Below are 16,214 nucleotides of genomic sequence, written 5' to 3'. Positions count from 1 at the left end.
CACGCAACCTAATACATGGTTGCTGCATCTCTATAATAGAGAGGGCTTTCGTAGGCCTACATGCAGCAGGAATAATGATTTCAACAGGACAGGCTTTGTTTAGAGGCCATTTTCTTTCTCAGGGTGATGTGCCCTGAGAAAGAATAGTCCACAGCAGCTACTACTTTGTTATAATGCTTTCTTTGGAAACGGAGGGAGTCTAGAATATAAATTGCTATGAAACCAGAAACCACCAACCATGAAACAAAAAAACAAACTACCTCTAAAGGCTTTCCTTTGCCTTTTACTGGCACTATTGTGCAATGCGATCTATGCACAGCTTTCTTCTTTTAATTTAACGGCTACACCAACACCTCAAACCTGCCTTGGTAACGGGGCATTGAGTTTTACTGTAACCGGGGCTACAGCCGGTGCAGCTATAGAGTTTGAGGTTTACCTGCTGCCTAATACATCACAGCCCGTAACTACGGTAACCACATTAACAGCGACAGGACTTGTATCCGGAAATTACAGTGTTGTTGCCACCCAGTCACTCAATGGGCAATCGAACTCGGCAACTGCCACTGCCACTATTGCCGATGATACTATTCCGTTTGCTTATACCACAACGATTGTCAATGCTAACTGCCAGCAAGGAGGGAGCATTACGGTCTCGATTACTTCGGGGACTGCATCGGCATACGAAATAATTTCCGGGCCACAAACTTTTCCACAACAGGTATCTAACGTTTTTAACGGCCTGCAGGCAGGACAATATCAGCTAAGGGTATATGATAGCTGCGGTGATGCACTAGTAACAACCGTAACGATAACGCAGCCGGCGGCAGCAATTACCATTAACGAGCCCAATTCATCGCAGGGCGCATTGGCTTCCTGCAATACAATAGGGATTAATTGTGTTTTTTTCAGTCAGTCAGGGGCTGATATTGCATTTCCGGTAACAATACAGTATACAGTTCACCCACCCGGAGGAGGTGCCCCTGCTGTCATAAATGATGCTATGGCTGAAGGGTTCATTTCTAATTATGTCGTTAAAGAAATTCCTTTTTACCAGGGTGCTTATTTGTATGATATCAAAATTACGGATGCCTGTGGCAACATCTTTGAGAAAACGGATAATATAATATCTGCGCAGTTTGCCTTTTCTTTAAATAAGTCTACGATAGCTTGTAATGAGTTCTATATTAATATGACGGCTTACAACTATGTGCTGCCATTAACCGTAAGTTTTATTTCGGCACCTGCCGGTTTCAATCCTTCATCATTTAATGCATCACATCCGGTAATAAATAATCCGTATGTTGGCTACGGAGATCCTGACAACCCTATGCCTTTAGGGACCTATGTGATAAAAATCACCGATGCCTGCGGACACACAGCACAAAATTCGATTGTACTGGAGGAAGGTGGAAGTCCATATGTGTTTATAAATCAGTCATCAAACTGCTTCACGCTCATAACAATATCTATGCCTAATACAAGGGATATTGCCACGGCTGTTTTAACTGCTGCACCGGCATCTTTTGGAACTGTACCCCAGAATATGATGTCTCACGTTAACGGTTATACTTTGTCCCTTGACGGTGTAACCCCTGGTAATTATACTTTTGAATTTACTGATGAATGCGGAAACAGCTATTCAGTGCCGGTTGTTGTGACCTCTGATATAGACCCTGCAATTTATACACAGCAGGCAATGGGATGCACTTCTGGTTTTGGATCCATCATGATGTATGTTGCAGGCAAACCTCTCACATCGGTTAAGATAACTGCTGCCCCCGAGGCATATACCGCTCCTTTGCCTTCAGATATTTCGTATAATATCGTGGATGGAACTATGCATATGAATATGCTTCCGGGAGGAACATACAGTTTTGAAGTTGTTGATGAGTGCGGTAATATCAGGGTGGGGACTACTGATATTATTCCTTATATTCAGGAAGATGATCCTGCCGATGTCATATTTAATTGCGGTTCCTTTGATATCGATCTGCACAATGGCAATCCGCAAGATATGAATGCCTATTACTGGCTTCAGAAATTTGACGAGGCTTCAGGGCAATGGATACATCCACAAAACGGAATCCCAAATGCCGGAATCTGGCTGGAGAACGAGGCGATAAACTCTAACTTTACTTATACCGGAAATTTTAGGATTATAAAAAAGGGGTACAGTTATAATAATGGGTCAGAGGCAAGTGGTAGTTCTGAGTGTAGTAGTGAGCTGCTTACCTTTACTTTTACAGGTGCGCCGGTTATAGAGGGAGCCTATGCATTTCCCTGTACAAACGGACTCTCTGAGGTAATTATAGATGCAGTAGGCCTACCTCCGCTGGAATATGCCATTACAGAAAAGAATGGGCAGCCATTTGTTATAAATAATGGGCCTAACATGACATTTATGTCGCTAGAGAATGCAGTTTATAATTTCAGCGTATCAGATGAGTGTGGTAATATTGTAAACATACAATATGATATTACAAACCTTCAGCCTCTTGAAATTAATCAGAAAGGTTTTTGTGATGGCACTGAGAATTCTCTTTATGTGAAGTCATACACTTTTCTTACTTATGAATGGTGGAAAGAAGGGGCACCGGATGTAATTTTGAGTACTACTAATAAACTTGATTTTCCGCCTTTTGAGCCCGGTCAACTTGGAGTTTATTACCTGAAGATAGTTTCTACTACCCCAGGTTCATGTATCGATATGGTGTTAGAACATACTATCGAACAGCCTCAAGCAGCCAATGCGGGAGATGATAACCATATTATACATTGCGACCGTTCGCCAACAATAAATCTTAAAGATTACCTTAGTGGTGACCATGTGCCGGGAGGGAAATGGAGTGAGTTCGAACCTACGGGCCATCTGGTAAATGGCGTCTTTTTAGTTGAAGGTGTTGCGCCCGGGATGTATATATTTATCTATAGGGTAACCGCATGTGATATTACTGACGAGGCAGTAATAAGTTTGGATGTTAAAGGAAATGATGTCTTTGATATAGATATTGCCGAGGGATGTGTAGATTATAGTTATACGTTGAGCATAATAAACATAAACGACATGCAGGGTGCTGAGATAGCCTGGACAGGCCCAGGTAATTTTTTGGCAACACAGGCTGTAGTTGCTGTTTCGGAAACAGGAAAATATACGGCAACAGTAACAAATGCAGAAGGCTGTATTGCTGAAGCATCTGTAATGGTCAATGATGTGTCATGCGATATACCACGCGGAATTTCTCCTAATGGGGACGGAATGAACGATTATTTTGACTTGTCCTTGATGGATGTTGAAAGTATTAAAATATTCAACAGATATGGACTTATGATTTATGATGCACGGAATTATGAAAAAGAATGGCATGGGCAGACTAATTCGGGAGGAGAACTTCCTACAGGTACCTATTATTATATGATTACCCTGTCAGGAGGAAAACAGGTTACCGGATGGGTATATCTGCAAAGAGAAGAGTAAAAAAAACGCTTAGGATATCCTAAGCGTTCTTTTTATTTTTTATCGTGGTTCTGAGTAAGGCCGGGGTGATGTCCGCCCTCTTCTTCCGCTTCGGCCAACAGGCTCTCGCGTACTTTCTTGAAAAGGTCTGAAGAGTAAACAAACTCCACAATAGACTTGTTTCTGGTTTCCAGTATCTGTTCATTATTACCTTCCCATTCTTTGATTCCGTTCTTTAGGAAAACGATCTTTTCGCCAATCTGAAGTACCGAGTTCATGTCGTGGGTATTGATAACAGTAGTAATATTATATTCTTTAGTAATCTCTTGGATCAGCTCGTCAATAACGATAGATGTCTCAGGGTCAAGACCCGAGTTAGGTTCATCACAAAACAGGTACTTAGGGTTGTTTACGATAGCTCTTGCAATCGCTACCCTTTTTTGCATACCTCCTGATATCTCGTTAGGGAATTTTTTGTTGGCATCCTTAAGGTTTACTCTTTCAAGTACTTCATTTACGCGTTCTTTAATTTCGCGTGTTCTTTTGTTGGTAAACATTTTTAAAGGGAAAGCAACATTGTCCTCCACAGTCATTGAGTCAAACAGTGCGCTGCCCTGAAATACCATTCCTATCTCAGTACGGAGTGTTCTTTTTTCGTCGGGCTTAAGTTCAGAATATATCCTCCCGTCAAAAGAAATGGTTCCTGAATCCGGGGTATGGATACCCAAAAGCGTTTTAAGCAAAACAGTTTTTCCTGATCCGCTTCGCCCTATGATCAGGTTTGTAATTCCTGTTTCAAATGTAGTCGAGATGCCTTTTAATACCTGAGACTCCCCAAACGATTTTTCTATGTCTTTAACCTCTATCATTAGCTTAAAAGTAATTGGGTTACTATATAGTTCACCAAAATGATAACAACACTCGTCCATACGAACGATGTTGTACTTGCTTTACCTACTTCAAGTGCGCCGCCCTTCATGAAATATCCGTGGAATGATGGTATGGTTGCCAAAAGGAATCCGAAAATAAATGTTTTGAAGAATGCATAGAACACATGGAAAGGATTAAAGTCCTGCTGTAGTCCCTGCAGGAACTGGTCGCTGGCCACAAAGCCTCCGTATACACCTGCAAGCCATCCGCCCAGGATACCAAGGAACATGGATGTTGCAATAACGAACGGATACAAAAGGAAAGCGATGATCTTAGGGAACACAAGGTAGTTAAGCGAATTAACCCCCATAACCTCAAGTGCATCTATCTGTTCTGTAACTCGCATGGTGCCGATACTCGATGTGATGTATGAACCTGCACGTCCTGCCATGATAATGGAAATGAACGTGGGTGCAAACTCAAGTATAACCGACTGCCTTGTTGCAAATGCAATAAGCATTTTCGGAATAAGCGGGTTGGTAAGGTTAAGTGCTGTCTGAATTGCGACAACCCCACCTATGAAGAATGATATAAAGGCTACAATACCCATTGAGCCTATTATCAGGTCGTCTATTTCTTTAAAAATCAGTGGCTTCATTACCTTCCACTTCGTAGGTTTGTTAAAAACCTCCTTCAGCATTAGGAAATATCTGCCTATCTGGTGTATTGCTTTTATCATTTAAACTCTGAAAATAAATGGCTAAAATACCGAATTGTAGTCAGTAATTAGTGTTCGTTAATAGTTTTTTAATACTCTTGGAGCTAAAACAGTTTCTCCTTCATCTTCTTCCAGCGGTAAGCTTTCACGTAATTTGCCTGCTCTGGGGTCACCAGCATGGTTTTATTCTCGCGTTTGGCCTTCAGGAACCCATTGATATAATCAATGAATAAAAGTGGCTTCTTTTTTCGCATTGCAAGTTTTGCCCCCGCGATGGCTGTTATTGTAAATCCGTAGCCAAGGGTGTAAAAAGCTTCGCCCTGTTTGTAGCGGGCTGCTTTATTATAATTGGCTCCGGTAGGTTTCAGGTGTTTTACCTTCAGGCGTTCAATGGTAACGATCTTCCAACCAAAGAAACGTGCGATAAGTTCATCGGCAGTATCCCATCCCATTGCAGGCCTGAGTCCACCCATTTGCAGGAACAATTCTTTTCGGTAGGCTTTAAATGCCCCCCGAATGTGGTCTTTATCGGTAAGGTTTTCCAATATCCACTCGCCATTTTTTTCTATGTAGGCAAAACCACCGGCCATACCCACATTGTCATCTTTTTTGAATGCCTCAAGCACGGTTTCAAAATAGTCGGCAGGAAGTATAAGGTCAGCATCAAGCTTCACTATTATGTCGTAGTTATCATCAATAATAGCCTGTCCTGCGTGAAATGCCTGTATTACTTTGCTTCCCGGCATGTGAACGGCATCTGATTTCTTGTTGACCAAAGTTACCCATGGATGCGCTTCGGCAAATTTGGTAACTATGGCAGCAGTGTCATCGGTAGAATTATCATTTACCACAACAACTCTGGCAGGTAGTACAGTTTGTGCTGCAAGCGACTCTAATGTCAGGCCCATAAAAGCCTCTTCGTTGTGTGCGGGTATAATTGCGTAATATCTCATTTAAAACTATTTTGCCCTTTCGGCGTATACGATGTAATATCTTGGCGTTATAGAACGCAGTAATGGGCGGATACCTATTTTTTTAGCAGGATTGGTCCATTTTTTACGGTCTTTGATAACCCATCCTGTTTTCTCAAGAAGCCAGTCCAGCTGCCAGTCCTCAAATTCATGGTAGTGCCTGTCCCACATATCGGTTTTGCTTCGGTAAGCCGGGCTGAACCATAAACGCAACGGAACTGATATGATGAGCTTGTCACTTTTTACATTTTGCAGTACCGTAAACGGGTTGAGAAGGTGCTCAAAGATTTCAAATGCTGTAAACACATCGTAGCCTCCTTTTGCAAGTGCAGTCTGGTCAACATCAACATCCTCGCCTGTAGTGTTGCTTACAGTATAGCCTTCTTTCTTCATAATGCCGGAGAAAGGGTTTTCTATACCAAGATCAAGTATTGAGTCATCCGCAGGGATATGTTTTTTAAGGAATTCGAGTGTTAACGCATAGCGTTTATGAGGGAAGGTGTTTTCGTACATCGCGGCAATTATAATGAGGGTCAAAAATATGAAAAAGTATAGTCTTATTTGATAATTGCAGCTTATATTTGTTGTTAGCTTACATCTTATCTACTCTTGAAAAGCAAAACATTACATAAGCAGGTAATTTACTTTGCTATAATCAACTACCTGGGCACTGCTTTGGGTATTGTTTCTTCACTGTTTATTTACCCGAACGATTTTGTTTTTTCAGGCACTGTAAAGTATGTAGACAATCTTACACAGCTGCTTTATCCTATTATGGTTTTGGGCGCATCTCATGCGCTGATAAAATTTTATCCGGGCCTTAACGAAGAAAGGAGAAAAGAGCTCTTCAATTACAGTATGGTCTCTGTGGGTGTGATGGGATTGCTGGTGTTGTTGGGCATATTTATATTCAATACCGCTACAGGTTACGAAAAAGGTCTGCTGGTCTATCTTGCTTTCCCCGTCGGATTGGCGATGGCCTATATTGATCTTTTCAGGAAACAGGCGCAGGATCTTCAAAAGCTTGCAGTGCCTACAGTCTTCGAAAAGCTAATTCCAAAAATAGTATTGCCTGTCCTGTTCCTGTTGGTTATTAACCACATGATGGGAGTGTATGAATCGCTTATATTGTATGCCCTTGCTTTTGTACTCATTGGGGTGCTGACAGGAATCTATCTTTTCAGGCATTTCAAGCCGGGACTGAACTACAGGTTCAAAACTCTTTTTGGTGAAATTTCCAGGAAAGATTATTTCAGGTACAGCCTTTATTCATTTACGGCAAGCCTCGGTTCGCTGTTGGCCTTCAGGATAGATGGGATCATTATATATAACTGGATATCAGAGGAAGCAAATGGTATATTCAGTAATGGTGCCACACTGGCTTCTACCTTGCAGATACCTGCTATAGGTATGTTCGCGCTTTATGCGCCCATGATATCTAATTACCTGAAAGATGGAAATCTAGCAGAGTTAAATGTGAAATATAAAGAGGTTGCCCGTCTGTTGTTTTTTATTGGTGCTGTGCTGTATAGCTGTATCGCATTGGGGGTAGATGACCTTTTCAGTCTGCTGCCTACGGGTCCGGCACTAAAACAGACCACTCCTATCATTTACATTTTAGGATTCAGTGTGCTTATCAATATGGCAACCGGTTTTAATACGGAGATCATTACTTATTCAAAGTATTACAGGTTCAATATGATTGCCATTTGCTGCCTGATTTTTGTGAATGTTGGTCTTAACATATTCTTCTTAGGATTTACAAACATGGGGATAATAGGGGTGGCCTATGCTTCATTCATATCAGTTACCCTGTTCAATATCCTAAAGCTGCTTTTTATTTACAAAAAGTTTGGCCTGTTGCCTTTCGATATAAAATTCGTGAAGATGATGCTGGTTTTTGCCCTGAGCGGATTTGTGGTTTACATGCTACCGGATTCGGGATCGCATCTGCTAAACCTCGTTTATAAAACAGGACTATCAATGCTTATAAATGTTTTTGCTATATATAAATTAAGGCTCGTCTATCAGGTAAACGTTACCACAGACAAAGTGCTGGGGTTTGTGAAAGCCAAATTTAAATAATCAGATTTATTCCTTTAGAGCGAAATACTCAAAGTGATGCGAATAATATAAAAAAGCTCCGGAGAAGTTAATTCTCCGGAGCTTTTTTATAATGATATTTTAAGTTCTATAATTATTCCGCTTTTCAGAAGCTGTCTTATATTTTATAGACAAATGCATTGATGTTCATACCTGCCCCAACAGATGCAAATATTACAACATCACCTTTGTTAAGCTGTTGGTCTTCCAGCTGACCTTTCATAAGCAAGTCATAAAGCGTAGGTATGGTAGCCACGCTGCTGTTTCCAAGGGTATGAATGCTCATGGGCATAACTTTTTCAGGTGTGGGCTTTCCGTGTAGTTTATAGAAACGGTTTACGATAGCCTCATCCATCTTTTCATTGGCCTGGTGTATCAGTATCTTTTTTACATTGTCAATGCTCACACCGCTTTTTTCAAGGCATTCTTTCATGGCTAACGGAACATTGGTCAAGGCAAATTCATATATTTTTCTGCCATACATTTTAATGTAACGAACATCGGGATCATGTGTGTTATTAAAAGAGTTTCCGAAGTAAAGGAAGTGTGCTTCATCATAGGTGTATGATGCCGTTTCATGGGAAAGTATTCCACCTTCTTCATCAGTAGCTTCAAGTACGCTTGCACCTGCACCGTCAGAATAGATCATACTGTCCCTGTCGTGTGGGTCGACCACTCGCGAAAGGGTTTCAGCACCTATTACAAGGCATTTTTTTGCCATTCCTGCCCTCATATATGCCTGTGCCTGAATAACTCCTTCTACCCAGCCGGGACAACCAAACAGGATATCATAGGCTACACATTTAGGATTTTTTATTTTTAGTTTGTGTTTTACACGGGCAGCAAGGCTTGGTACTAAATCTCCCTGAATTGTATTATGCTTAACATCGCCAAAATTATGGGCGAAGATGATATAGTCTAAAGTTTCAGGATCTATTTTTGAATCGTCAATAGCTCTTTGTGCAGCTAAAAATGCAATATCGGAGGTAACAAGGTCATCATCCACATACCGGCGCTCTTCAATGCCGGTAATCTGTTTGAACTTTTCGGTCACTATTTCATTCGTGTATGATAGCGGTGTACCGTCATCATCCAGAAATAGATGTTTCGCAAAGTCTGCGTTAGTTACAACGCAATTAGGGATATAACTCCCTGAGCCTGTGATCCTGATATTCATAGTTTAGTAATGTTTGTTTAAAGCTAAGTTAACCAAATATAATATACAAAAAGGTTAAAAATAATATGCTTGCATATTATTTTATTGAATAATTATTTTTTGCCAAAAAAAATGTTCAGTTGACAATTTAGTATGCCGAAACCTTTATTTTCATAATGGTTGCGATAGAAACAGCACGCGTTTTTATTTTTTCTGCATTCGGTCCTTCAAACAATTCATCTACAGTTGCATTAAAATGCCCCAGCCATACATCAAAGTGTTCAGCAGTAAGCTGTTCCTTGTCATTTAGCTGCATGTGAACATGCAGCGGATTATTGTGATATGGCCCGGTATGGAACATGCTAAGTTCCCAGAAATCAGTAATTTTTGGCAGGTGCTCCTCCAGGTCAATTTGCGCAACATCGGTAAATATATAGCTCACCCTGTCGTCGGCCAACAGGCGATTGTAAAATGCTCTTGTAAATACTTCAAGGTCGGCCCTTGATTCGATATCTTTCATGTTGTTTTGTTTTACAACAAATTTAGGCAATAGCTTTACTGTGTCTTTATGACATATATCAGCAAATAAAAAAATAAAAGGGCTGCAACATTGCAGCCCTTTGTATTAGTTTTCCATATAAGCCTCGATCGGCGCACAAGAACAAACAAGGTTCCTGTCTCCGTAAGCGTCATCAACGCGGCGAACACCAGGCCAGAATTTGTTCTCATGAAGGTACTCAAGTGGGAATGCCGCTTTTTCTCTTGTATAAGGGAAATCCCAGTTGTCTGTAGTAAGCATTGCCAATGTATGTGGAGAGTTTTTCAGCACGTTGTTTTTGTCGTCAGCTGAAGCCTCTTCAATTTCTTTGCGTATAGCGATCATTGCATCACAAAAACGGTCAAGCTCCTCAAGGTTCTCGCTTTCTGTAGGCTCGATCATTAATGTTCCTGCTACAGGGAAAGATACCGTTGGTGCGTGGAAACCGTAGTCCATTAAACGCTTGGCGATATCAGTAACCTCGATACCGTTAGCTTTGAACGGACGGCATTCGATGATCATTTCGTGAGCTGCACGGTTCATCTCGCCTGTATAAAGTGTATCGTAGTGACCTGCAAGTCTTTCTTTAATATAGTTAGCATTAAGGATAGCGTGATGAGTAGCGCTTGTAACTCCTTCGGCGCCAAGCATTGTGATGTATCCGTAAGAGATAAGGCACACAAGAGCAGAACCCCATGGTGCAGCCGATACAGCAGAGATTGCATTGCTTCCGCCTGTAGGTATTACAGGGTTAGTAGGAAGGAATGGTACAAGGTGCTCAGCAACACAGATAGGCCCAACACCAGGTCCTCCGCCTCCGTGAGGGATAGCGAAAGTTTTGTGAAGGTTAAGGTGACAAACGTCAGCACCAATGGTAGCAGGGTTAGTAAGACCAACCTGAGCATTCATGTTTGCACCGTCCATATATACCTGTCCGCCGTTCTCGTGAATTATGTTTGTAAGCTCGATGATAGAAGCCTCATATACACCGTGCGTAGACGGGTAAGTTACCATAAGACAAGCAAGGTTGTCTTTGTATTGGATCGCTTTTGCTTTAAGGTCTTCTACGTCGATGTTTCCATTTTCAGAAGTTTTGGTAACCACAACCTCCATACCTGCCATGTGGGCAGTTGCAGGGTTGGTTCCGTGAGCCGATGCAGGGATAAGAGCAATGTTTCTGTGAGACTCACCGCGAGATTCGTGGTAAGCACGGATAACCATCAATCCTGCATATTCTCCCTGTGCACCAGAGTTTGGCTGTAGCGTAGTACCGGCAAAACCAGTGATCACGTTAAGCTGCTCCTCAAGTTTCTTAAGCATTTCCTGGTAACCCTGAGCCTGCTCAACCGGAGCAAACGGGTGGATGTTGTTCCAGTTTGGCATACTTAGCGGAAGCATTTCAGATGCTGCGTTAAGTTTCATTGTACATGATCCCAGAGAGATCATAGAGTGGTTAAGGGCAAGGTCAAGACGCTCCAGTTTTTTGATGTAGCGCATGATAGCCGTTTCACTGTGGTATTTGTTGAATACATCGTGAGTAAGGAACTCGCTTGTCCTGTTCAATGAAGCAGGGATAGCAACAGTTTCGCTAAGTGCAGTTACTTTATCGGCAGTTTTTCCTGCAGCTTCAGCAAATATGCTTATGATGTCATTAATATCGTTTAGTGAAGTGGTCTCGTTAAAAGCAACCGCTACAGTATCGTTAGACGGGTAGTAGAAGTTGATCTCTTTTTTCTCAGCAGCGGCTTTAACTTTGGCAGCATCCGCTTTTACAAGGATAGTATCAAAGAAAGAAGTGTTAGTCTGTTCAATGCCAAGTTTGGCAAGAGCTTCGGCAGTCGTAGCGGCAGAAGCGTGAACTTTGTCAGCGATGTAACCAAGGCCTTTTGGTCCGTGGTATACGGCATACATACCTGCCATTACAGCAAGAAGTACCTGAGCTGTACAAATGTTCGAAGTAGCTTTTTCACGTTTGATGTGCTGTTCACGAGTCTGTAGTGCCATACGAAGTGCACGGTTACCATTAGTATCGACAGTAACACCAATGATACGTCCCGGCATGCTTCGCTTGTACTCATCTTTAGTAGCAAAGTAAGCAGCGTGAGGGCCACCGTAACCTAATGGAATACCAAAACGCTGTGTAGTACCTACAGCAACGTCAGCTCCCAGCTCTCCCGGTGAAGTAAGCTTCACAAGGCTTAATATATCAGCAGCAACCGCTGTTTTGATGTCGTTAGATTTTGCTCTCGAAATAAAAGCAGCATAATCATAAACCTGACCGTGTTTGCCAGGGTACTGAAGGATAGCTCCGAAGAAATCGTCACCGAATTCAAACGTTTCGTGGTTTCCTATTACAAGCTCAACACCAATTGGCGTAGAACGTGTCTGCAGTACAGAAAGTGTTTGAGGAAGTATCTCTTCAGAAACGAAGAATTTGTTAGCGTTAGCTTTCTTTTTTTCACGTGAACGCACGTCGAATAAAAGTGCCATAGCCTCTGCAGCAGCAGTACCTTCATCAAGAAGTGATGCATTTGCGATCTCCATTCCTGTAAGCTCGATAACAGTAGTCTGGTAGTTAAGCAAAGCTTCAAGACGACCCTGAGCAATCTCTGCCTGGTATGGGGTATACGCTGTATACCATCCCGGGTTTTCAAAGATATTTCTCTGGATAGGAGCAGGAACAATAGCAGGGTGGTAGCCTAAACCGATGTACGACCTGTAGATCTTGTTCTTGTTCCCTAACTGCTGAATGTGGCTGCTGTATTCATATTCCGTCATTGCCGGCTCAAGGTTCAAAGGAGCCTTAAGACGGATATCGTCCGGTAGTGTTTCGTATATTAATTGGTCAATAGATTCGACACCAATGGTCTTAAACATATGTTTCAGATCATTCTCCCTTGGGCCAATGTGTCTTAAAGCAAAAGCATCTGTTCTCATTATTTCTTATGCGTTGTTTTTAGAGGCACAAAATTAGTTATTTATATTCAATTTTTAATGCCTTTTATACCGTGAATTTTGTGATTTTTTCATCATAAATCTGTTACTGTTAGGATATTGATTATTTTTGTTAAATGAGTGTTGTAAAAAAGCTTTTCTGGCTCTACGTTTACGGGAGCATGCACGTTGGTGCATCGGTGCTTGCGCTGATATTAATGACCAACCACATCTTTCATATTCCATTTAACTGGGCTGTAGCGGTTTTCGGGTATTGCGGTACAATGTTCAGCTATAACTTTATGAAGTATGACGGACTTTTCCGGGTGAAAAAGGCGGCAGGAAAAAGGGTTAAATTTATAGTGTTCCTGAGTACGCTGGCACTTATCGCTGCGGGGATAAGTTTCTTTTTCCTCGAACGCATAACCCAAATCACCGGATTGCTTTTCTTTGCTTTTACCGCACTGTATACAGTGCCTTTTTTTCCGAATACCAAAAACCTGCGTAACTGGAGCGGTGTGAAGATCTACATTGTGGCATTTTGTTGGGCAGGGATCACATTAGTGTTGCCGCTTCTTAATGACCATGTGCATTTAACGTCAGATGTGTTCCTGAAATTCACGCAGCGGTTCATACTGGTTATCATATTGATTTTGATATTTGAGATCATCGACCTCGCAGAAGATGATCCGCACCTGAAAACCATCCCGCAGCAGATAGGGGTAAGGCGTACCAAGATACTCAACCTCTGTTTCCTGCTGCCATTCTTCTTTTTGGAATTTTTAAAGATTACCATAGATTACAGGCAGGTTGCTGCCAACGCTATCATGGTAATAACGACTGCATTATTTACTGTTTATGCCACGCCGCAGCGCAATAAATATTATACCCTTTTCTGGGTAGAGAGTATTCCCATATTCTGGTTGGGGCTTGTTGTGCTGTTGAATAGTTTATAATTTAGTCATCGCTTTCTCCAAGTCCCCATAAATAAATTTGAATTCATTTTCCTGTAATCGTTTCGGAATCACATTCCTGCTTTTTAAGACCAACTCTGTTTCGGTGCCAATAATCTTTGCGCCCAACTTCAGCAATAGCGTACCAATCGGTATACCGAATGGTATATTTTTTACTTCCCTTAATGTTCTCATGAAATCGGTGTTGCGAATGGGTGTGGGAGCTACTACATTTACAACGCCTTCCATTTCCTTATCGAGGATAAAAGCCACTGCACGGGCAAAATCTTTTTCGTGTATCCAGCTGACAAATTGTTTCCCGTTGCCCTGTCTGCCACCAAAACCAAGGCAAGCCAGTTTTTTGAGTGGTACATAAGCTCCGCCATTTTTACCCAATACTATTGAAGTGCGCAATGCCGTCTTTTTGGTTTGTGGTGTCTCCACCTGAAAGAAAGCCTTCTCCCACATGCGGGCAACATTCATAGAAAAATCGAACCCGATTTCTCCATTAACCTCATCCATCTGTTTGTCTTCACTGTGCCTGTAAATCGTAGCTGTAGAGCTGTTAAGCCAGTGCTTTGGTGGATTAGTACACCTCAAAACCGCTTTGTTCAGAATAGTGGTGCTGTCTACCCTTGATGCCATGATAGCACTTTTATTCTTTGGCGTATAGCGACAGTCTACAGATTTACCGGCGAGGTTAATGAGCGCATCGGCATTTTCAAGTTCGCGCTCCCATCCTGTCAGGGTCTTTGCATCCCAGTTAATATACCGAACGGTATTTTTGGTTTTCGCTTTTCCGCGAGTCAGCACTATAATTTCTTCAACTTTATTTTTAAAATGGTTCACCAATACCTGTCCTAAAAATCCGGTACCGGCTGCTATGACTATTTTTTTCATGGTGTTGTTTTTTATACCAATAGGTATTATATGTAATAAAAAGGCAGTGCGAGCATTCTGTAAGCAATCCAGGTCAGGCACAAATGTTTTGGAAGTCCTAAAAGCTGTATCCTGCGGTAATGCTCCAGGAACATAATGAATACGACGATTCCAAACCAGATGAGGTTTACGGTTTCACTTATTGCTACATAATGATTGAGGATTAGTAATGGCATTAGCAATAAAGAACCAAAAAGCGAAACGGTCATGAGGTTGCCAAGATAGGTCAGCCGTGTTTTGCTATCTTTTTTTAAAATGAAAAGACTCTGAAATGCTATCTGTCCGGTTGCCAATGCCAGTTCTTTTAAAAAGTTGGCTTGTACATAAATCGGAATTATTTTGGCACATTCAAAAAGTACTGTTGCTGTAACAAGTACTGCAAAGACCAGGTAAGCAATTCTGTACCTGTAATTAAAGTCGGGAATGCATTGTTGTTTATCGCTATCTGCCCTGTTAGGAATAATTACTTTGCGGTTATAAGAGATAAAAGAGTAAAGCTTCTTAAGGAAACAATTTACCGGTTTGAAGTACCCAATCTTTTCGATGAAAGGAAATGAATTCCCCAGTACTTTTAACAGGCTGTCAATACCATAAGTAACGGTTTTATTTTCATTATCTACAAGGGCTATCTCATTGCAGGCCCTATTGGCATCTACATAAGTAAGTTCTTCGTCGCTTAGGCAGGCATAGGGTTTTCGGCCGTTTTCGTCGAGCATCCCTGTGGCTATAAACCCTGAAGTATAGGCACGACACAGGGGACAGTCTTCGTCATAGAGCAGGGTTTGGTTGGTTAGGATTTTCATGTTACTGTCCTTTAAAAACAATGGTTTCCTGTCTTTGGCTTTCTTTGGCTTTTCTTTTTCCCCTAAAGAAAAAATACAGGTTCAGGAATAGCATCAGACCAAGATAAATCGCAAATCCACCTATTTTATAGCTTAATTCCTCAACCAGAGTCTGGTATGTGTTGTCATGAACACTCATTTGCAATATCATTAATGCAAATCCCACATTCAGAAGGTAAAAGCCGGTTTCAAAAAGATGGTTGGTGGCATTGGCAATATCTTCACGTCCTTTAAAAATGTCAAGCATAAATATCTTTCCATTTTTGAAAAGGGTACGAGATACAACAAAAGTTAGTGTGAGAGCAACAGGAAGGTAAATGGCATAACCGATAAGGATTTTTGTAGTTTCCATAATATTGATATTTAAGTTATTGGATTAATTTTTTGGCGTAATTCGTAAGGAGGAATATATTAGTGTAATGCAGTATAGAGAGTATGCTGATAATGACAGCTGTCTTTACGGCAATCATTTCTATGAGCTGTGACAGGGTAACTATGGTTTCCCAACTCACAAGTGTCATGGCAGCATAACCAATGTTGACCAGGTAATAACCCACAAGCAATATTTTATTGATCCTGATGCAGAGGTCGTCGTGCCCAGGTATAAGGCTCAATACATATATATTGCCGTTGCGGTAACAAATGTGGCCAACAACTACAATAACATAACCTGTAATGAGCATGAAGATGCTGTATGCGATGATGTTTAAATTCATATTGATAATTTTAAACTTTC

Annotated in this window: 14 protein-coding genes; 3 read left to right on the top strand and 11 right to left on the bottom strand. The window is 41.4% G+C overall.

Translation table 11 applies throughout. The annotated features are described in order from the left end of the window. Nucleotides 1–238 precede the first annotated feature (238 nt). Nucleotides 239–3,475: a gliding motility-associated C-terminal domain-containing protein gene (locus tag ACX0HA_RS04075; protein ID WP_458843989.1), complete on the top strand. Its 3,237-nt coding sequence runs from the start codon at nucleotides 239–241 to the stop codon at nucleotides 3,473–3,475. A 32-nt stretch (nucleotides 3,476–3,507) separates the two neighbouring features. Here ACX0HA_RS04075 and ACX0HA_RS04070 read toward each other — a convergent pair whose 3' ends face one another. From ACX0HA_RS04070 to ACX0HA_RS04055, 4 genes are all read right to left on the bottom strand, one after another. Continuing rightward, entirely contained in the window at nucleotides 3,508–4,323 is an 816-nt protein-coding gene (locus ACX0HA_RS04070) for an ABC transporter ATP-binding protein (protein WP_458844028.1), read from the bottom strand. Next, a complete protein-coding gene (locus ACX0HA_RS04065) occupies nucleotides 4,323–5,063 on the bottom strand; it encodes an MlaE family ABC transporter permease (protein ID WP_458843988.1) in 741 nt (246 codons plus the stop codon). The genes ACX0HA_RS04070 and ACX0HA_RS04065 overlap by 1 nt, the downstream gene beginning before the upstream one ends. A gap of 83 nt (nucleotides 5,064–5,146) precedes the next feature. After that, complete coding sequence (locus ACX0HA_RS04060; RefSeq protein WP_458843987.1) at nucleotides 5,147–5,995, bottom strand: glycosyltransferase family 2 protein; 849 nt, start codon at nucleotides 5,993–5,995, stop codon at nucleotides 5,147–5,149. Between the two features lie 6 nt (nucleotides 5,996–6,001). Next, nucleotides 6,002–6,526, bottom strand: coding sequence for a methyltransferase domain-containing protein (locus ACX0HA_RS04055; protein ID WP_458843986.1), 525 nt, complete (start codon nucleotides 6,524–6,526; stop codon nucleotides 6,002–6,004). A gap of 96 nt (nucleotides 6,527–6,622) precedes the next feature. Here ACX0HA_RS04055 and ACX0HA_RS04050 point away from each other — a divergent pair, with 96 nt between their 5' ends. Next, on the top strand, nucleotides 6,623–8,098 hold the full coding sequence (locus tag ACX0HA_RS04050; protein ID WP_458843985.1) for an oligosaccharide flippase family protein: 1,476 nt from the start codon (nucleotides 6,623–6,625) through the stop codon (nucleotides 8,096–8,098). A 136-nt stretch (nucleotides 8,099–8,234) separates the two neighbouring features. Here ACX0HA_RS04050 and ACX0HA_RS04045 read toward each other — a convergent pair whose 3' ends face one another. The 3 genes from ACX0HA_RS04045 to gcvP form a co-directional block, all read right to left on the bottom strand. Next, the gene (locus ACX0HA_RS04045; RefSeq protein ID WP_458843984.1) at nucleotides 8,235–9,293 is read right to left on the bottom strand and encodes a 3-oxoacyl-ACP synthase III family protein; all 1,059 of its coding nucleotides are present in this window, start codon (nucleotides 9,291–9,293) and stop codon (nucleotides 8,235–8,237) included. Between the two features lie 127 nt (nucleotides 9,294–9,420). Further along, nucleotides 9,421–9,792 carry a group III truncated hemoglobin gene (locus ACX0HA_RS04040; RefSeq protein WP_458843983.1) on the bottom strand — a complete coding sequence of 124 codons (372 nt, stop codon included), beginning with the start codon at nucleotides 9,790–9,792 and terminating at the stop codon, nucleotides 9,421–9,423. Nucleotides 9,793–9,897: 105 nt separating this feature from the next. After that, nucleotides 9,898–12,747 (bottom strand): aminomethyl-transferring glycine dehydrogenase, encoded by a 2,850-nt coding sequence (gcvP, locus tag ACX0HA_RS04035; protein WP_458843982.1) that lies wholly within the window; start codon nucleotides 12,745–12,747, stop codon nucleotides 9,898–9,900. A gap of 134 nt (nucleotides 12,748–12,881) precedes the next feature. Between gcvP and ACX0HA_RS04030 the strand changes: the two genes are divergently transcribed. Next, nucleotides 12,882–13,700 carry a UbiA prenyltransferase family protein gene (locus tag ACX0HA_RS04030; protein WP_458843981.1) on the top strand — a complete coding sequence of 273 codons (819 nt, stop codon included), beginning with the start codon at nucleotides 12,882–12,884 and terminating at the stop codon, nucleotides 13,698–13,700. Here the strand turns inward: ACX0HA_RS04030 and ACX0HA_RS04025 are convergent. The 4 genes from ACX0HA_RS04025 to ACX0HA_RS04010 are packed head-to-tail and all read right to left on the bottom strand — an operon-like array spanning nucleotide 13,695 to nucleotide 16,194. Beyond that, on the bottom strand, nucleotides 13,695–14,597 hold the full coding sequence (locus tag ACX0HA_RS04025) for a TIGR01777 family oxidoreductase (RefSeq protein ID WP_458843980.1): 903 nt from the start codon (nucleotides 14,595–14,597) through the stop codon (nucleotides 13,695–13,697). The genes ACX0HA_RS04030 and ACX0HA_RS04025 overlap by 6 nt on opposite strands. Nucleotides 14,598–14,623: 26 nt before the next feature. Continuing rightward, nucleotides 14,624–15,439 carry a thiol-disulfide oxidoreductase DCC family protein gene (locus ACX0HA_RS04020; RefSeq protein ID WP_458843979.1) on the bottom strand — a complete coding sequence of 272 codons (816 nt, stop codon included), beginning with the start codon at nucleotides 15,437–15,439 and terminating at the stop codon, nucleotides 14,624–14,626. 1 nt (nucleotide 15,440) lies between these two features. Next, nucleotides 15,441–15,830 carry a hypothetical protein gene (locus tag ACX0HA_RS04015; RefSeq protein ID WP_458843978.1) on the bottom strand — a complete coding sequence of 130 codons (390 nt, stop codon included), beginning with the start codon at nucleotides 15,828–15,830 and terminating at the stop codon, nucleotides 15,441–15,443. Between the two features lie 16 nt (nucleotides 15,831–15,846). Next, a complete protein-coding gene (locus ACX0HA_RS04010; RefSeq protein WP_458843977.1) occupies nucleotides 15,847–16,194 on the bottom strand; it encodes a hypothetical protein in 348 nt (115 codons plus the stop codon). Nucleotides 16,195–16,214 lie beyond the last annotated feature (20 nt).

Source organism: Flavobacterium hauense, from assembly GCF_054457175.1.
Note: the sequence above shows the minus strand (reverse complement) of the source record. Positions and strands in the feature narration are given on the sequence as shown.